This window comes from Sphingobacterium sp. BIGb0116 (assembly GCF_024808035.1).
Lineage (GTDB): Bacteria > Bacteroidota > Bacteroidia > Sphingobacteriales > Sphingobacteriaceae > Sphingobacterium > Sphingobacterium paramultivorum.
Window position 1 is genome coordinate 79052 of the sequence record NZ_JANUDT010000013.1, and the last position, 19874, is coordinate 98925.

Consider the following 19874-nt stretch of genomic DNA (forward strand, 5'->3'; position numbering starts at 1 on the left):
CAGACTTTCAGCAAAAGTCCCCCCATCACTTACCCGCATTTGATTTCATTGCCTTATCAATCACCAAAGGCACTGAAATCAAATCCAAATCATGTGAATACACCACAAACTTCTCGACCCAACAAGGATCAAATTTCTCCTTAAATTCTTTCAGGCCCTTTGGTTGACGGAAGTAAGGATTATTTTCATATAGAAAACTGATCAAACGTTCAAAAAGCCCTTTCTTCTTGTCAAATCCCGAAAAAGGAGCCAGTCCCATATTTAAAAAAGAATAACCTTCCTCTTTGCAATACGCTAAAAAGCGGATAATCAATACATCCATATTTCCGCCTGGCGCATCTTGCAATTTCCGGATAAGATCATACGTCGCCTCGTCCGGAGCATAATTGGGAATGATATTCAAAAAGGCCAAAATGCGCCCTTCGTTATCCTCCAAAGTAATTACATGGCTATTTTTAATCTTACCAACATCGAACATGCCTTGAGAAAAAACACGTTCTGAACGCTTCATGTCTCTCAACCAATGATCAGACACAACCTGCAGTTTCTGAAGCAAACCATTGGATAACGGTGCGCGGTATAAATTCGAAACAAAACCTTTTTTTTCAATGCTATTCACCGCATTTCGAAGTGATTTACGTTTCTTTCCTTCCAGCGAAAAATTATCGACATTGACAATGGCCTCTTCTCCGATCAGAAAAGATTTTTTGCCCAACTGCTTGAAAACCCCTAGATGTCTACCATCAACGCGGTAATAGGCTGTTTTTAAACTCGATTTGCGACAATAACGTTCAAATGCATTAATCAGTTCTTTCATCGCATCTTCAGTATCCTCACAAACGGGTCCTTCGAGCACCATAGCAAAACCATAACATTTTTTATACGCAATAAAGCCCGTCCGCTCCGTGTTAAAGAAAAGATCTTTATCCCCATACGTCTTAAAATAATCAACAGGTGATTTACCATAACGCTCCAAGAGGCGCTGTGCAATTTCAATCTGCCCATCAACCTCTTCTTCCGCTAACTGACATGGATTGACCATCCAGTAGAACAATGCAGACAGACTGATCACACTAAAAAAATTAATGGAATACAAAAAATACTGTCCTATCGTTGTCTGAGGTTCCGCAACATCACCATTAAGTAGCACAAAACCGTGCAGCGTACTGCTTACCGCATTTAAAATGGTAAAATCCATGTTAAAATGCTTCGCATTCAGAAAATAAAACCCAGTAATTCCATACAACAGCACAACCCCAATAAGCCACAAAACCAAGCTGAGGTTTAAGGAGCTGAATCTTCTATTACTTTGTACAAAATAGTGTTTTGATGAATAAAGAAGCATCAACAGCACCAAAAAGGCGAACCAGGCTTCTTCAAAATCCAGCCCTTTGGAAAGATTAGCAACAATGGAAAGCGAACATAGCGCAACCGCAACATACCAAGCCATACGTAGCCCCTTCAACAGAAAACCCGAACACATCACCAATAATATACCGAAGAAAAGTACCGCTGCATTTGAAAAGTTTAAAGCATCATAAGATATAAATTGCTTTAATGCCGTGACACGGCTATGAATCGCCGGCGTCAAGACAGAGATGATATTAATAAGCCCCATCACTAAAATAAAAACAGATGGAAGTATCCGAACAAAGATGTTGTTTTTATTCACGAAGAAACTAATTCCCCCCAATGCCAATGGTCCCCAAAACTCAAATAAACGATATAGAAGGGATATAGAAATAGCCTGTTCTTCGCTGTAGCCAAACTTACACAGAATGACAACCATAGATACTTCGATCAGTCCCACCCCCTTCATCAATGGTGAAAAACAATAGACCAACGTTCCGACAGCATAGGTTACTGTACAGGCCAATAACGATGTTTCAAAGCCTAAAGCAAGCATTGCAATATAGATATGCAAAATCCCTACCAGCTCAATGACTGTCGCCCAAATGAGACTTTGCAATACAGCCCAAAAATCCACACCCTTTTTATGGAGTTCATCCCAGGTACCTGCAACTGAAGGGAAATGACGTACTGTAAAATTATAAGCTCCTCTTCCACGGTAAAATGATCTGCAGTACCAGCCAAACCCCAGCAATAGAACACTAAAAACAAGCATAATTCCAATGATTTGTACATCAAGACCTGCGATTCCTACAAACAGAAAAACAAAAAGACAGAGTATAAATAAGGACACTAGGCTAATGACTGCGTAGATAACAGAAGAAAGATTGGCATTTGCATCATCAATTCCCTCCTGATTAACTTCTTTCTTAAAGAAAGCCAGTGAGGTAAATCCACCTACCGGAAGAAAGACACTGATAAAGTTTCTCTTTAGAAATAAACGGGTAGCTCCACCCAGTGATAACTTTTGTTGCAAAGACTTAAAACTATAGACATAGACCAAACCTTGCATAGCGATGTATGCCAAAGAAACCACGATCCCGATTGCCACCCAAAACAACGAACTTGACTGAATAAGCCCTACCGACGATGCCAGCTCCTGTCTCTGATTTGCAAAAAAATAAACGGCACCCAAAATGACCAATAGGCCCAATAAGGATTTCCAGATCAACATTTTGTTTTTCATCAGCATAATTACCTCTCAAATTGACAAACCCAATTATTTCGTTTTTCTAAATCACTTTTACTAATGACATCATTACTTTAAAATAGTCCCAATCCGATTTGTTTTTTTAGGCATCAAAAATCAATACCGATCTTTGCCCTGCCCCCCCATGGAGATACACCTGGATTATTCAGGTAAGTAAAACGGCGAACCAGATCGACACGTAGAATTTTAAAGATATTACTCAAGCCAAAACTTCCTTCTATATAGGCTCCATTATTGAGGGAGAACAGCTGCGGTTCGCGAGGATCCTTGGGTAATTCATCAAAACTTTTCGTGTATCTATTGGAGGCATCGACAGCTCCATACAACATTTTTACAGAGGCGATCTCCCGGAGATCCAGTCTTTTCAGAAGCGGAACTTTATTCAGAAAAAAACCATTAAATGAATGTTGAAGCAATAGTGACGTGTACTTATCGCTCATAAATTCCATTGAATTCATCAAATTGTATGAGTTGAGCTGATACGAATAGGTTTGATTTGCCCGGTGAATAATCATCAGCGGATAGGGAACCTTTCCAAATTGGATGCCCGATTCAAATACGATATCGGCAAAACCAAATTGGGACGCAAAAAATCGCTTATTGGCATTTAATATAAAACGTTGGTAGTTATAATCTCCACCCAACAAACCTTTCACGCCAACCTGTGCGGCTAAGGTAAAAATGGGCTGACCTGTATTGATAATACGTCGATAACGTTTCCCCTGGTATAATTTCTCATGTGGAGCCCAGCGAATTTCTCCGGTGAAAGCAGAGGTCCACAGCTCATTGCCGTTACTTCTTCTAAAAGCTCGACGGTCAAACTCCAATATGCCACCTGGGCTAAGGATTTGATTAAAGAACCCTACTTTAAAGGATAGATGGTTTTCAAATTCCTGCCAGTATTCGATCTGCCTCCGCTGTAGATAAAACATTTTGTCATTTTCCCCTCTTCTGAATGAAAGCAAAAAATTGTCATTATCAATAAAATTTAGATCCTGTCCCGGCACCTGTACCTCTTTACTAACCTTAGCAGAGAGTAACTTTACAGGAAATTTGTAGACCGATTCTCCGTTAAAGGAGTAGGTGGCACCCATATTATATTTCCATTGCCTGTCTTTCGTACCATAGGCACCATAACCATCCAGGACCAATGTCTTGCTAAAGATATCCGTCGTGTTGCCACCAAATTTAAATCGGCTTCCTTCTACAGGGTTAAAACTATAAAATGAAGGTACTGGCCCTATTTCGATAACACCGCGCCCATAATAACCCGACATGATAAAGGAGCCCAAAGCCATCAAATTTTTAAAGGATTTTGACTGTTTTAAACTATCGATGTTCGTAAAGGCCTGCTCCTCCAATCTACTCAGTTTCTCAGGTCTCGCAAGATTCCAGTCAATCCCATTCGGATTCTGTGGCCCTGTCCGTGTCAATGCTTTACCATTGACAGCGAGCTGTGTTTCATTGGAAGCTGATCTGCTGGTCACTTTCTCCCCAAACAAGCCCATACCATCCTTAAAAATCCCCATGTCTATCGTCAGTACTCCCCTGCTCAGAAAAAAACGATGCGCTTGATTTTCTGAATAATTCAAAACAATATTTAAGCCCTTTACCCAGTTGATATTGGTCGCTTCGTTGATGGTCAGCTCCGCTTGATCCAATGCATAACTCCCGTCTAAGCGGATATAGATGAAGCCTGAAAAAAGTGCATCCTCTCTATTCCTTGGCTCTACGCGTATTTTGGCATGCCAAGGTTTACTATCTTTCAAGGTATCAACCAAGTAATATTTATAAAACGAAGGCCCCAACGTTGCTATAGGACTCAAAAAACGTCTATTCCCAATAGAGACATCCGTATCATAGATATTTGTTTCACCATAGATTTTATCCAAATACTCATCAATACCGTCTTCATCCAGGTACTGATCTACGCGCGACTGATTCTCACCCAGTAAAACAAAGCTGTTACCTTTAAGAGCATCCAATTTTCGCTGACCAATTTTCTCATCCATAAATATCGGGACCAGCGACCTACCGGGATATTTTAGCGTATCCATCCCCTGTTTTAAAAACCCGAAACGTTTGAGCAAGCGGGATTTATCCACCTTTTGATTTTGGATAGACAAGGACATCGATAGCTTCTCATATTCTTGATAGCTACCGGCTGTTCCATTTAACGCATTATTTTCATCTCTTTTTTCAATTACTTTACGGATTAAATCTACTGTTGGATTATGTTTATTCGTGTATTTTCTTTTTTTAGGCGCATTCACGACAACTTCATCGAGACTTTGTTGTTCATCTTCCAAACGGATAATAAGAACTTTCTTGCCCTGTGCGACACTCATCGGGAATACCTGTTTTTTATAGCCAACGGCACTAAATAGTAACTCCCAATTGTCAGGCACGGATGGTAACTGGAACTGTCCCTCCTTATTTGTTGCTACAGATTTTGCCGTATTGGAAAGCTTTACAGTAACACCTTGTATAGGTTTTGCCGTTGAGGCATCGAGGACAATCCCTGTTAATGAAGCTCCTTGTCCAAATAGTCGAGAAGTAAAGAACAATAAAATCAATAAAAAACGATATTGCATAAAAAAAACCTTGCATCTAAATTCAGTAGGATGACAAGGTTTTTATAAAAAAGTCCTAATACGAATGCTATCTCAATCGAACAGTATTATAAATAGTCTTAAAATCACGATTATAATTATGCGGCCCTGCCAGTACATCGACCTTTAATCCCGCATTACGAAACATTTTCACGAGATCTTCTTCGCCCTCTTTACAAAAGACATAAGTCGAAGGGAATTGCTTTAGCTTCAAGACTTCAGCTAGTACTTCGTAGCCATTGGGCTTCTGTTTCCAGTTAAGCATAGTCGATACGGTCACCTCGAAACTCGCATACTGATCGGGCGACAAATAAGTAACATGCCGGATTGACTTTTTCAACGGATCCGAGAAATTATTCAGAACAAAAGGTAACACGCCGGCAGAAAATGAATGTCCTATCAAATAAATTTGATCGCAGTCCCATTCTTTCCTGAAATGGTCAATATATCGTTCGAATTCCCTTCCCGCTTCTTGCGGAGTTTTCTTTTTCCAGAAATATTTTTTTGCATCGATGACCAAACGAGGATATCCATCGAGTGAGAAGTAAGATAACAGGCTTTTACTAAAATCATTATAACCACCATCGCCCGTAATAAATACAAGCATTGTCTTTTGTTTGTTATTGGTATCTTTAAGTGGAATAACGTAATTTGGCAGTACTTCCGCCTGTATTGGTCTTAGGGCCAAACATAACCAGAAAAATAGAAATAGCAATAATCTATCTGCTTTATAATGTGCAGTGTTCATGTGTATATATTATGTGTAAATATTTGCTTTGAATAATAACAATGTCTTTGACCACCTGGAGCGATTCATCAATAAATACGCTTTTAAATCCTCCCCTAAGGCACTATTTACTGGTTCTAATGTCCTTTATTGGAATAGATTTGCGCACACCGTCCATCACATAAAAAAAGCCGAGGGCATTATTCGAAATATTACCTTCAACATTGGCAGGTACTGCAGACAATAATCCTTTCCATTCTGTCTCCTGAAATAGATTATAAATAAACCGGGAGTAACGTGGCGATTCAGAAAACTTAGAGACGATTAAACTGTCCTTCAACGAAACTTCATAGTTGTATGTCTTCCCAAGTAAGTTATTCAGTACATTGGGTGCCCCCAAACGATAACTGTAGCTAAAAGGAGAACGAAAAGAAGAAATATCATCTTCAGAAAAATCCTTTTGCGGCATAATAAGCCATTTATTGGAGGTTCGCATCCCGAAGAGATGTTTATTAACCTTTACCGTCCACTTGTTGTTCAAATTACTTTTTTCTACCGGTAGAAAGGCATTTTCAATAGGTACCACAGGTATCAATTGATCTTGTGCTTCATACAATTTCCCATTCAAAGTAATCGTAAGCTGAAATACATTTCCTACCGTGTCCCTCAGATTGAACAGCTCACCATAATAAAGCCCCTCACCCAAATCATTGAATTCAATTATATTGGAACCATTGGTTACACGTACCGTGGCTCCACTAATCCCGATAGTCCCTGAATTAGACTTTAGCCCATCCAATTTCTTTAATTGGATATACTGCTCTTTGTACATCGTATTAATCCCGCCTTCAACAATCATATCGTAGGATTGTCCTTCGTCTACAGCTGATTTCTGACAAGAAACCGCTAGGAAACAAGTAACTATAATCAATAAGAATCTCATATCAATCAAAATCTCATTGTGTAACTAATTGAGGGAACTCGCCCAGAAAATGATGTTTTCTGAATAGCTAAATTCCCATTACTATCTTCGGAGAAACTATAATAAAGTGGATTGCGCTGATCAAATACATTATATAATCCAAAATTCAAGGTATGTCTTCTTCCTCGCTCTCGCTGTCTTACCGTTTCCAAATCTACTGAGCAATTTAAATCAAACCGACTAAATGTAGGCATACGATGGGAATTACGGCTTGAATACACCGGAACATATATACCCTCATATTCCATAAATCCTATTGGATAGGTTAATGGCCTTCCCGTATGAATTGTATAAAAAGCATTGAGATGCACCGACCTCCCCAAATCGTAGGACAAGTTGCTCTTAAGCACATGTGGAATATCGAAATTAGCCGCATACTCTTTTCCTTTATTGATGCCATTGATCTTACGAAAAGATCTCGACCAGCTATAGAAGATACTGCCCGTAAATTCACCGATACGCTGATTGACAGATAATTCCAGTCCATAAGCATGCCCCTTCCCTTGTCGCAGCTGTGTTTCGATAAATGGGTTGAGTATCAGTTGCGCATGATCGATCAATTCGACTTGATTGCCCATCTTCTTCCAGTACCCTTCCAGTCCAATATTTCCATGATACAATAACCTGTTGATACGAAAAGAAATAGCATCAACATATTGTGGTTTAATATTTAATCCCGCAGGCACCCAAGCTTCCAATGAGGAAAAGGCAAGTTCATCATTCTGTAATAACTGCAAATATTGATAACTCCGATTATAAGCCAGTCTGAAAGCATAGTCATTGCCCATTTTATATTGCAAAGACAGGCGTGGCTCTAAACCATAATACGACTTTTTCTTGTCGGCATCGTTCGACAACGGCTTATACGAGCTGCCATCCAATAAATAATAGCGTCCAAAGGAGGCATTAAAAAAGGCATTCGCACGTATTCCCGCAACAATCCGGAAGGCTGAATCGACCTTCCAATTAAAAGAAACATACCCCGTATAATCATAAGCTTGCGCCCTAAAAATATTATCTTCCGTGTTTGAATTTATCGGCGATATCTCCCCGGGATTAAAACGATGCAGGGTTCCCTGAAGACCAAAATCCAAGGTGCGGTCTAATCCCATAAAATACGTAAAATCGGATTTCAAACTAAAGTCACGTATCCGTGTCAACCAGATTTGATTGTCACTCGATTCGGGTTTACTGACATCCAATTTATTATGATAATCACTGAATATGGCCGAAAGGTTCATAAACAACCGATCACTATGCACATGGTTCCATCGCAAAGTAGAAGTCCAGTTACCCCAACGATTGGTATTCCTATTCGGAGAAATAACTTTATCCTGCCCATAGTACCCCGAGAGGTAAACCCGATTTTTCTCGTCAAATGTATAGTTGAACTTCACGTTATAGTCACTGTACTTACCTTTAACATTAAATAAGCGATAATCCGTATTAAAAGCATTTAATATACTTCCCCGTGCAGTGGCAATGAAAGCACCTTTTCCCTTTTTTATAAATGGCCCCTCAGCACCAACCCGAGCAATCAATAGACTTGATCCACCAAAAACATGAAAGGCATTGGCATCACCGTCTCTGGTACTCATATCCATGATGGAAGAAAGACGCCCCCCTAGATTTGCAGGGATAGCATCCTTATAAAGCTGCGTATTCTTCAAGATGTCCGAATTAAACACAGAGGTTAAACCGAATAGATGCGATGGATTATAAACAACAGCTTCATCAAGCAAGATAAGATTCTGGTCTTTACCGCTCCCCCTTACGAAAAGATTACTGCCGCCTTCTGTTAATCCGTTAATCCCATTTTGCATCTGTAATACCTTCATGATATCAGCCTCACCTTTATAAAAGGCATTTCTTCGTGCTTGGGTCCAATTGACCTTATCTGTGAAACTTCCCATGTGCTGCGCTGTGAAGGAAGAATCAACATTAACCACCACCTCGCTCAAGTTAAAATCCACTGGAGCGAGCTTAATGACCAGGTAATTATTTTCTAACTCAGCATTTAATGAGACCAACCTTGTCTTATAGCCCAGATAACTTACATAACAACTGTATTCGCCCCGTGGTAATGTCAGTGAGTAAAACCCATATTTATTACTTAAACTACTTTTACCTTTCTCCGCGATCAACAAGGTGGCACCAATCAGGTTTTCACCACTTAAACTGTCCACAACACGCCCCTTAACAGTAAAAGTTTTATCTTCTTCATAGAAGATCAGCGCCCTATTGATCATTGTAAATCCAACATTGGAATCTTTCAGTAAATAATTTAGAACCTCTTCTAGACTGGATTTGTCAAACGATCGACTATAAATAATCTTTTTATTAAAGACCTGCTCGTCATAAGACATGGATATATCGTATGTTTTATGAATTTCAGCAAGTATCTGAAGAATCTGTTTGTTATGTGTATCAATTGAGATCCGTAATTCGGCAGGGGAGTTCTGTCCCATGGCTTTCGGACACATCGCTATAACCAACCAGCAGAAAAAGGGCAAACGATACAGAATCCTATCTTTCATATCAGCAAAGCGAAGAGCCTATTCGTAGATACTATATCCTTTTTTACCGGCTTTCCACTTCACATTTAAAGTTTTGGAAAGAATTTGAACAATCTCGTTGAGCGTTTGCCCATCAAAGTACATGCTTAGCTTGCGTGCTTTTAAACTATCTCCAACGACAGTTATATTCGCCCGAAAATGCTTTTCTAGATCTGTACAGATACTATCCAACCGAACATTTGAGTAGCTCAACTTTTGTGCGACATCAGTATCATTATCTGCCAACAGATCAATTTTAGATAAAGACGCTGTTAGTCTTTTATACAGTCCCTTTTGATTTTTCTGTAAAACAAGTTCTTTTGCATGATCGCCCTTTCCACTGCTCAAGGCTACACTTCCCTCCTTAACAAGGACTTCGACATCATCTTCCAGTAAATTGACTTCAAAGGTAGTGCCGATATCACGCACATAATTATGTTCAAGATCAACCACAAAGGAGGTCCCTGTTTGATGTTTGACATCGAATAGCGCTTTTCCCTTTTTGAGCTCAACAGTTCTTTGCTGTGGAAATGTCCTTTTGTTGAACATCGCCTCGGCTCCGGCCTGTAGTGTCATGATCGAACCATCGGGAAGTACGATAGGCTGCTGTGTTTCCGATCCGTATAATCGGACTTCATACCCCATCCAACGGTCAAAGTTCAGGTAACCGGCAAAACCGACCACGAACAATACGGCTGCAGCCACAAATTTCATCCAGGGTTTCCAGATTGCTCGTACAGGCGTCTCGATCTCCGCTTCTTGTTGATCCCCTGTTTTATCCAACTGATTTTTAAATTTTTCCCATTGGCTACTGGCATCTACCTTTTTATAGCATTCCAGTGCTATAAGGTCATCAGCTATACTTCTAACTTCATGGTATAGCTCGTGGTTCGCCACATCCTCCGAAATCCAACGCCCAAGCAACACTCCTTCCCTTTCGGAAATAGTCCCATCCAGCTCTTTCTGAATCAAGTCATAAGGAATAAATCTTGAAGTATTGTTTTCTTCCATAACTATAAGATAATAAACTGGACAAAAAGTCCCAATGAAAAAAATAAAAAGCCGATTAGAAGCAACAGAAAAGCTTTTTGCTTGGCCAATGCGACCCGAATTTTATCGTAAGCAATGGTCAAATGATTTTTAACCGTTTTTATTGAAATTCCCAATTGATCCGCGATTTCTTGTTGTTTCATCTTATCGTACTTACTCATAAGAACGATTTTTCGGCACTGCGGCGGTAGCCCTTCCAGTATACTTTCGATCATCAACAACTTGGATTCGTAAAGTGCGGCGCGATCAATTTCATCTTCATCATCCGTCAGATCCAGTTCTTTGCTATAATCGTTATTCCGTTCCAATAAACGCTGATTCTTTTTAAGGTAGGTGAGCGAAAGGTTGATAACACTGCGTGATAGGTAAGCTCCCAGTGATTGACTAATGGCCAACTTGTCCGCATTTCCCCATAACATCATAAATACGTCGTTGGTGAGCTCTTCAGCGATTGCCTCCTCTCGCACATACCGAAAAGACAAGATATACAATTTACGGAAATGGCTCTTATAAATAGCTTCAAAAGCATTTCTATCTTTTTGGACTATCTTCTTAAGCAGGTCAACGTCATTTGACATAGGACTTCGGTAAAGCTAATAATAAACGTATGTAAAAATAATCAAATTCATCGGACATTTTATAACATCTAATTAATTTTCAAGCTATAAACGCTTGCCGACAACCAATTAGTTAACGCAACTAAAAAGTGAAACGCCACACCACAAAAAAGTTTCTCGTATTTTTTCTATTTTTGCAAAAACATAAAAATAATGTTAAAAAAATATCTTTTAATAAGCTGCATTTCTTTTATTTTCTTTTCTTGTACAAAAGAAAATTATCCTGAAACATCAGAAGTAATAAAACCTGAAGAAAAAGAAGCGGAATCTCTTACAACAAGGATGACCAAAAACATGGATGTTTGGACTGACAATAGGGTTATCAATGTATTTGAACAAGGTGAAATCCGTTTATATGATAAAGAAAAACATAAGGATCATTTCACTTTTTTTCTTTGGGAAAAAGAGGTTGTTGATTCAATTATTTGGCATATCGATGATATTATGCATTACAGTTCAGGCGTTAACCCTTTTCGTTATATGACCGGTGTCACATTCAACAAACCAGGCGATTACAAATTTAACTTATTGGTTTACAAAGATAGTAAGGTGGTCAAACAAGCCAACCTAACGATCAGGGCTATTGCTGGAAAAGATTTTTTCAATGTCAATTGGGAAAACCCACCCACAAGAAGCATTGTAGGCCAATCCTTTTCTTACAAAAAGGGTTATCGCATCGATCAAACTTATATAAAAGGACAATACCCCTATAGCTATGTCAATCTATATTATGGCGATCAATTTCGAAAGCAAACCCCTGAAAAAGAGAAAGAATATTTGATGGAAGTGGCACGCGAATCTTTTGGTAGCCCCACACTTACCACGACAAACAATCAACAGGCTGAACTTAACGATAAGTACAATAAGCTCTTCAAAAATAAGCTTAATCACCTGCCGATAGCAATTTGGGAAAGAGGTACATCTTCAATCGCTTTAATTGGAACTCCGAAAGATGCCATTAAGACCTATCAGATCGTTGCAGAACCCAAATATTAAAAAACACATTTAAGCCTCCATCATGGAGGCTTTTTTACTACCTTCGTCTTATGGCGAATCAATTGCAATTTGAAAATTCACCCTACCTTAAACAGCACGCACACAATCCAGTAGATTGGATGCCCTGGGGACCGGAAGCTTTAAAAAAGGCAAAAGACGAAAATAAACTGATCATCGTAAGCATTGGCTACTCGGCTTGCCATTGGTGCCATGTGATGGAGCGTGAAAGTTTTGAAAACTCAGCCATCGCCCAAACCATGAATAGGTTTTTCGTATCGGTCAAAATCGACCGTGAAGAACGCCCCGATATTGATCAAGTGTATATGCTTGCTGTGCAACTGATGACCAATGCAGGGGGCTGGCCATTGAATTGTATCTGTCTGCCCGATGGGAGACCTATTTACGGTGGTACTTATTTCAAACCGCACGACTGGCAGAATATCTTATTACAAATTGCACAAATGTGGGCGGAGAAACCCGAAGTCGCATTTGACTATGCAGAAAAACTAAACAACGGAATCCAGCGAGCCGAGAAACTCCCCATCCATCCCATCCCCGATCAATACACGATTGACAACTTAAATGAAATTGTTGCCCCTTGGACCGAGATGTTCGATAAAAAAGAAGGTGGTTATCAAAAAGCACCGAAATTTCCGCTACCAAACAACTGGTTATTTTTGCTAAAATATGGTGTGCTTGCCAACGATCAGGAACTATTGGATCATGTTCACTTTACGTTGAAAAAGATCGGATCGGGTGGTATATATGACCAGATCGGCGGTGGCTTTGCGCGCTATTCTGTCGATCATTATTGGCATATTCCTCATTTCGAAAAAATGCTCTACGACAACGGACAATTACTATCGCTATATGCCGAAGCCTTTCAACAAAGCCGCGATCCATTCTATAAGCGGATTATCGAAGAAACGGTTGTCTGGGCCGAACGGGAAATGCTTGCGCCGAACCATGGCTTTTATAGTGCTTTAGACGCAGATAGTGAAGGTATTGAAGGAAAATACTATTCCTTCTCCAAAGTTGAATTTAACGAGGTACTGGGGAACGATGGCGCCCTGCTCGGCCAATATTTTAACATCACCGAAGCTGGCAACTGGGAAGAAGAAAAAACCAATATTCCTATTTGCGCCATAAATGCAGACCAGTTAGCAACAAAGGTCAATATGTCAGCTGACGAATGGGCAGATTTTTTAAAAATTTCAAAGAAAAAATTATACGACTATCGGGAAAAACGAGAACGTCCAGGGCTCGACCATAAGCAGCTGACCGCTTGGAACGCTTTATTTCTAAAAGGACTAATAGATGCTTATCACAGTCTTGGAAACAGCCATTTCCTTGAACTCGCTTTAAACAATGCCCAGTTTATCTGTACGCATCTTATTCAAGACGATCTCCAGTTATTGCACCAACCAAAAGATAACAATAGAGCGATCGCAGGCTTCCTAGATGACTATGCATTCACTATTGAAGCCTTTATTGCATTATATGAGGCGACATTTGAGCTCAATTGGTTAACCAAAGCACGACAGCTAGCCGATAAGGCCATTGCATTGTTTTACGATGGATCACAAAAAACATTCTACTATACATCGTCAGAGGCTGAGGAACTCATCGCACGGAAAAGCGAGATTATGGATAATGTAATACCTTCCTCTTCGTCGACAATGGTTCGTCAATTGAAACGATTAGGTTTGCTTTTTGATGATGAAAATTACATCGCCATTACAGACCAATTGCTGGCGAATGTATTCCCGCAAATCAAGACTTATGGCTCTGCTTATTCAAATTGGGCAATATTATTGCTAGAAGAAATATATGGAATCAATGAAATTGCATTGACGGGGGATAAAGCGATGGCTTTCAAAAATGAACTCGGCAACTATTATATTCCGAATAAAATTGTTCTTGGCGGTACAGAAGAAAATCTTCCATTGCTAGAACATAGAGTCGGAAAGGAGACAAAAGCATATCTTTGTAAAAACAGGACCTGCAGTCTACCACAGGATTCAATACAAGCGTTAATAAATTATATTTAATAAACGGTAGCCTCGGGCTTCCAAAAATCAAAATCAGATGGCTATAAAAGCAAACGACGTCGTAGCATTGACGTACAGACTTCACACAGTAGAAAACGGTGAAAAAGTTTTCGTTGAAGAAACAACTGCAGAACAACCTTTAGATTTCTTATATGGTGTAGGTATGATGTTACCTAAATTTGAAGAAAACATCGCAGACTTAAACGTTGGTGATAAAATTTCATTTGAATTGGCACCGGATGATGCTTACGGTCAAAAAGACGACAGAGCATTCGCGCAATTGCCAGTAGATATGTTCAAAGAAACAGGTTTACCTCCAGTAGGAGAAGTATTGCCTTTACAAGACAACCAAGGAAACCAATTCCGCGCTGTAGTAGCTGAGGTTACTCCAGAAGTAGTTGTTGCTGACTTAAACCACCCAATGGCTGGCAAAACATTAAATTTCGATATCGAAATCTTAACTGTACGTCCTGCTACTGAAGAAGAGTTGTCTCATGGACACTCACATGGTGTAGACGGTACGCAAGGTCACTAATCTTGACTCAAGATACAAAAAAACAAAGCCGGGTGTCAAATGACACCCGGCTTTGTTTTTTACCTCTTTAAAAAATCGTATTTTGTTTTTAAACACACAAACGATGCTAACATTTGCGGAAAAAGTAGTTTTATTCAATAAACATCTTCATTATCAAGGAAGTCTTCCTTCAGAATTCAATGTAATTAACCCTTACCTTGATAACCCCGAGACATTGGTTGTGATGGAACACTTCTACCACAAATATTACAATGATAATCTAGCCAGAAAATTCATTATCGGCATTAATCCGAGCAGACACGGGGCAGGTGTAACGGGAGTTCCTTTTACGGATACCAAAAGACTATCCAGTGTATGTGGCATACAAATGCATTCTGCGCATACCCATGAAATATCTTCAGTTTTTATGTACGATATGATTGAAGCTTATGGTGGCCCAGACATCTTCTACAAACAATTTTATATCAATTCGCCCTTTCCCTTGGCAATTGTCCGAGAAACAAAACCCAACAACTGGATCAATGCAAACTATTACGACGACAAGCAACTTTTTGACATGGTCCGCCCCTTTATGTTGGATTCCTTAAAACAGCACATTTCCATGGGCTTGGTGACAGAGGAGGTCTTTGTCCTCGGAAAGAAAAATGCAACCTTTCTCGCCAAGATCAACAAGGAAGAAAAGTTGTTTGGAAAAATGACCGTCCTCGACCATCCGCGCTATATTCAACAATATAAATCCAAAGACAAACTAATGTATATTGACAATTATATCCGATTATTAAATAGCTTATAAGATATGGATAAGTATGTTAATTAGCTTATAAGCAGCATCTATTTTGTGAATAAATAGATCATCCATTAAGAGGATATTTGTTTTTATTTATTCTCCGATTGTAAATTCGCCAAGTAGCATCAACGCTGTGTTACGGGTTATTATTTTTCATCAAAAAGTCCGTGTTTTGTACAACTCTTCTTCGACGATGATTCGAATCTTCATCGGGCCTTATTCATACTTACAAGCGGGTAAGAGCATTTTCTGACAGCTTTGCTACAGTCTTATCACCGAGGGTAACTCGGACTCCCCCCTCTCACCACGGACACACCCTTGCCGAGACACGAAGATGTCTCGAAAGAGATATGAAAGGTCCTCGAATCGAACGTTCTTGGTCCATAGCAAATTCATCATAGATCCTTACTTAATAGTCAACCGAAAGTCCTCTGCAAATTTCAAAATGGTCTAGGACTAGCAAGTAGCATTTATTATTGATCCCTAAAAACAAAAAACAGATTTAACCGCATATTGAATGGCTCGTAGGTAATCACGCTCAACTAGGACTTTCAGGACCAACGCAAATATTAATAGATTATGCGAAGAGATTATTAGAAAATATACAACATCGTTAGTCATCTGATCAACGATGTTGTACCAAGTGTGTTCAAAAAGGAGATTTTGTCGCGCGCAGCATTTCACGTTTGCCAGGCGCACCAGGCGCCTTTTCAATAGAAAAGCCCAATGCTTTCATACTGCGCTTGAGATTTCCGGTAATAGCATAAGTCACAAAAACACCATCAGGTTTAACAAACTGCGCGATATGTCCTAAGGCAACATCATTCCACATCTCAGGCTGATGCACTGCTGCGAAGGCATCAAAATAAACAACGTCAAACAAGCGATCCGATTTGAAATTCATCAATAAGGTATGGTCAATATGAAGCTTTAAGTACTCGTTAATCCGTACGTTTTCCGTCAATGCCTGCTCGTATGCATTCAAATAGCTTGCCCACACAGTCGGATCTACCGTCGCCTCATAGCCCGTTTCAGCAATAGTGGACAAAGGCAAGGGAAATCCTTCTATCCCGACATATTCCACCTGAACGGATTTATCCCTAAGAAAATCAGCTGTTTGCAAAAAATTCAAGCCTGTCCCGAACCCAACCTCTAGGATACCGACGTCGGTTGCCCCTGTTGTTTGTACATAGTGGTCAAGCCCTGTTTTTATAAAAACATGCCTGCTTTCCTGTACTGCACCGTGTTTAGAATGATAACATTCACCTATTTCAGCATTAAACAACGTTTTCGAGCCATCTCCTGTCGTTACAAATTCCATTTTTATACAAATACTTTAAGTTCCAATTTTCACACATTAAGTCTAAACAACTAAACAGTAATCCAAACAAATAGCGCATTCCTTACCCATGACACTTATCACTGCTACTGTCCAAAGATAAAAAAGCCAATTCGAGTATCAAAACCTTCCTGATTTCAACAGCATCAACAGCTGTGAAAGCGGACGGAAACTCTTTTGTAGATCATAAACCGAGCATAGCAAGCTCTTTGATACCTTAATGAAAAGATACAAAGCAATCACCTAGACATTTGCAGAAAAAAGCGGCTTTTTTCTACAAGGTAAAACAAAAATGAACAAACACGCATAAATTCAGCTCGTTTTAATAGACCTATTCGAGAAAAACACTATTTTAGCAATCTAAATACGAAATATTCACAAAACCTAATGAAATATCCAAACCCAACAAGTGCAAGCAATACAACAGCATTGGATATTCTCAATGTGACCAAATACAAAGAAAATATAAGCAGTTCTTCCATGCGAATGAACTCCTTTTGAAATAACTAATCATACACCTATGAAATACGCTACAAAAACTTTTGTGCAGAACTACGGCAGTATCTTACTTCTACTCCTTGGGATCAGTATTGGAAGTTTGATCGGCATCTTCTTTCCACATATCGTCAACAATCTTAAACCGATCGGTGACATTTTTCTAAACCTCCTATTTGTCAGCGTTATACCATTGGTGTTTTTTGCCATATCCTCATCTGTTGCCAATATCGATGGCGACAGTGTACTGGGAAGGATCATCGGTATGATGTCGTTCGTATTTGTACTGGGTATTGTCGTCGCCGGACTGTCAAGCATCTGCTTCCTTTACCTCTTTCCAGTAGATGCTCCACTGGCTATTGAACAAACAAACAAGATCATAGAAACAGTTGTTCATGATTCTTGGGGTGAAAAAATGGTCCGCTTTTTAACCGTTAGCGAATTTTCAAGTTTATTATCACGACAAAATATGCTGGCCTTTGTCATCTTTTCGTTCCTCGTTGGCATTGCTACGCGCAAATCAGGGGCATCTGCAGAGACCTTCCGTAAATTTATAAACTCGGGCAATGTTGTGATGGGAAATCTGCTCGTGATGGTCATGAACCTCGCTTCCATTGGTTTGGGAGCATATTTTGCCTATCAGGTTGGAACATTAGGCCCTCAGCTCTTTGGTTTTTATGCTAAACCTATCGGTCTATATTACTTTTTTGGAATCTTCTATTTTTTTACGGTATTCAGTTTATTCGCTTTTTTAGCATTCGGGCTAAAGGGTGTCAAACGATATTGGCAAAATAACATATTGCCTTCCTTGACCGCATTGAGCAGCTGCAGTAGCCTCGCCACCATGCCGGCCAACTTACTTGCAGCCAAGCAAATTGGAATCCCGGACAGCGTCGCTAGTGTCGTCATTCCCCTAGGCACGACATTGCACAAGCATGGATCGGCGATCGCCTGTATCTTTAAAATCTATATTGCGCTTTTATTAAGTGGCAAGGAATTTTTTGATCCAGCCAATCTGATTATGGCGGTTGGCATTACTTTACTGGTGAGCATCGTAGCCGGCGGAATTCCTAATGGTGGCTACATCGGAGAAATGCTGATCATATCGGTTTATCAGATGCCAACGGAGGTGATCCCTTCCATTATGATTATAGCAACCCTGGTCGACCCATTGGCAACGATGCTCAATGCCACTGGAGACACCGTAGCCGCTATGCTCACCACCAGATTGATCGGGCAAAAACTGGCCGACCCTATTCCCGAAACCCCAGGTTAAACAAGCTGCAAACGACAAACATTTGAACGGTGGACCAACGAAGATCCTATCAAGCGGATCCATGTAGGCCCTACCTATGGCCGGCTGATCAAAAACGGTAGGCAAAAAACAGCTCGCCATATTGATGCCGGTGAAACGCCGATTTGAGCTCTTTCGAATTGAAGATATAATTGATACCGTAATTGATCTTGTGGTTAGACCAATTGAAACCAATGCGGTGACTAAGCATCCAAGGCCGAATAGTGTATAACTTGCCTATGGGATCATTTTTATCTCTTCCTCCTTCTACCGTTGCGCTGTAAAAAATACGAGACACGCTTGGTTGATAGACAAAATACCATTCTCTATCATTGTCTGCTCTTCCCTGTGTCAAATGCCCATGTGTAAAGGTGGACGCCTGATAGGATTTCAGCTTCCCCAACCGAAGCGGGGCCGCAATCCCCATATTGGTATTATTTAGTCCAATGGTCCCCTCACCTATAATTCCCACATCGAATTGCTGGTTTTGACTGCGATATAGTCCTTTTTTATAGGTTGCACTTAAATCAATACCAAAGGAATTTCCAAGCTGCGTATCCCAACCTGTCGCCTCGTACATCCCAAAGAGATGATGGATAAACTTCTGTGCTTCTTCACCGTAGGATTTAGGGCCGATCTGCGCCAATTCAGTCTTGAACTCAACAACCTGATCGTGCGGTAAAAACCGCGTTACTCCAGCACTAAAATAGAGGTAACCTGCAAATGGTCTATCGTATTTTTTTTCCTGCCGTCTATAGTCAATGATACTGATACCATTGTAAATCCGCTGGCCTATTTCAAAATCCAATACCGTATTTGAAGCCTGCCTATCCGGTTTCCCTGGCAACGCAATCCTATAGTTGATATTGATACCATTGGTATAATAGCGATCCTGACCGGTCAGTAGATAGACGTCATTGTCATTTTGGATAGCAATTTCCTGATTACGGAATTTAACCTGTCCAAAAACAAAAAAGCAGGGGAATATAACAGCCCAAAAGAGGCCTAAAAATCGCAAAGCAACACTCATATTAACAGGCAATTGTAAAATTCATGCGATATCATTAGAACCAAAATAGCAAATTTCACTTCAAATTATTCAAAAGCATTCGAATCTAGCTTATTTTTCCAATTAATTCAAACTATTTAGAATAGATATAAATAATATGGAAAAGTTGCATTATTCCTTTCTTAGCGAATCTATTTGTAATTTT

At 39.8% G+C, this 19874-nt stretch carries 14 protein-coding genes; 5 read left to right on the forward strand and 9 right to left on the reverse strand.

The window, feature by feature from the left end:
- Window positions 1-25: 25 nt before the first annotated feature.
- From M2419_RS25790 to M2419_RS25820, 7 genes are all read right to left on the reverse strand, one after another.
- Window positions 26-2596, reverse strand: coding sequence for a flippase-like domain-containing protein (locus M2419_RS25790; protein ID WP_259255952.1), 2571 nt, complete (start codon window positions 2594-2596; stop codon window positions 26-28).
- A 113-nt stretch (window positions 2597-2709) separates the two neighbouring features.
- Window positions 2710-5214: a DUF5686 and carboxypeptidase-like regulatory domain-containing protein gene (locus M2419_RS25795; RefSeq protein ID WP_259255954.1), complete on the reverse strand. Its 2505-nt coding sequence runs from the start codon at window positions 5212-5214 to the stop codon at window positions 2710-2712.
- A 67-nt stretch (window positions 5215-5281) separates the two neighbouring features.
- A complete protein-coding gene (locus tag M2419_RS25800) occupies window positions 5282-5980 on the reverse strand; it encodes an AcvB/VirJ family lysyl-phosphatidylglycerol hydrolase (RefSeq protein WP_182330734.1) in 699 nt (232 codons plus the stop codon).
- 103 nt (window positions 5981-6083) lie between these two features.
- Window positions 6084-6902 (reverse strand): DUF4249 family protein, encoded by an 819-nt coding sequence (locus tag M2419_RS25805; RefSeq protein WP_182330733.1) that lies wholly within the window; start codon window positions 6900-6902, stop codon window positions 6084-6086.
- A gap of 5 nt (window positions 6903-6907) precedes the next feature.
- Entirely contained in the window at window positions 6908-9478 is a 2571-nt protein-coding gene (locus M2419_RS25810) for a TonB-dependent receptor (protein WP_259255955.1), read from the reverse strand.
- Between the two features lie 18 nt (window positions 9479-9496).
- The gene (locus tag M2419_RS25815) at window positions 9497-10507 is read right to left on the reverse strand and encodes a FecR family protein (protein ID WP_259255976.1); all 1011 of its coding nucleotides are present in this window, start codon (window positions 10505-10507) and stop codon (window positions 9497-9499) included.
- A 2-nt stretch (window positions 10508-10509) separates the two neighbouring features.
- Window positions 10510-11124: an RNA polymerase sigma factor gene (locus M2419_RS25820; protein WP_182330730.1), complete on the reverse strand. Its 615-nt coding sequence runs from the start codon at window positions 11122-11124 to the stop codon at window positions 10510-10512.
- Window positions 11125-11316: 192 nt separating this feature from the next.
- Here M2419_RS25820 and M2419_RS25825 point away from each other — a divergent pair, with 192 nt between their 5' ends.
- The 4 genes from M2419_RS25825 (at window position 11317) to M2419_RS25840 (ending at window position 15538) form a co-directional block, all read left to right on the forward strand.
- Window positions 11317-12159 carry a hypothetical protein gene (locus tag M2419_RS25825; RefSeq protein WP_182330729.1) on the forward strand — a complete coding sequence of 281 codons (843 nt, stop codon included), beginning with the start codon at window positions 11317-11319 and terminating at the stop codon, window positions 12157-12159.
- 50 nt (window positions 12160-12209) lie between these two features.
- On the forward strand, window positions 12210-14210 hold the full coding sequence (locus M2419_RS25830; RefSeq protein WP_259255992.1) for a thioredoxin domain-containing protein: 2001 nt from the start codon (window positions 12210-12212) through the stop codon (window positions 14208-14210).
- Between the two features lie 37 nt (window positions 14211-14247).
- Window positions 14248-14745, forward strand: coding sequence for a peptidylprolyl isomerase (locus tag M2419_RS25835; RefSeq protein ID WP_046672788.1), 498 nt, complete (start codon window positions 14248-14250; stop codon window positions 14743-14745).
- Window positions 14746-14848: 103 nt separating this feature from the next.
- Window positions 14849-15538, forward strand: coding sequence for an SMUG2 DNA glycosylase family protein (locus M2419_RS25840; RefSeq protein WP_182330727.1), 690 nt, complete (start codon window positions 14849-14851; stop codon window positions 15536-15538).
- 643 nt (window positions 15539-16181) lie between these two features.
- On the opposite strand, the gene mnmD is transcribed toward M2419_RS25840, so the two are convergent.
- Window positions 16182-16853 (reverse strand): tRNA (5-methylaminomethyl-2-thiouridine)(34)-methyltransferase MnmD, encoded by a 672-nt coding sequence (gene mnmD / locus M2419_RS25845; RefSeq protein ID WP_182330726.1) that lies wholly within the window; start codon window positions 16851-16853, stop codon window positions 16182-16184.
- 538 nt (window positions 16854-17391) lie between these two features.
- On the opposite strand from mnmD, the gene M2419_RS25850 reads away from it, so the two are divergent.
- Window positions 17392-18642, forward strand: a complete 1251-nt coding sequence (locus M2419_RS25850; RefSeq protein WP_259256004.1) for a dicarboxylate/amino acid:cation symporter — start codon at window positions 17392-17394, stop codon at window positions 18640-18642.
- Window positions 18643-18730: 88 nt separating this feature from the next.
- Here the strand turns inward: M2419_RS25850 and M2419_RS25855 are convergent, their stop codons facing one another.
- Window positions 18731-19690 carry a lipid A deacylase LpxR family protein gene (locus M2419_RS25855; RefSeq protein WP_153845691.1) on the reverse strand — a complete coding sequence of 320 codons (960 nt, stop codon included), beginning with the start codon at window positions 19688-19690 and terminating at the stop codon, window positions 18731-18733.
- Between the last annotated feature and the right edge of the window lie 184 nt (window positions 19691-19874).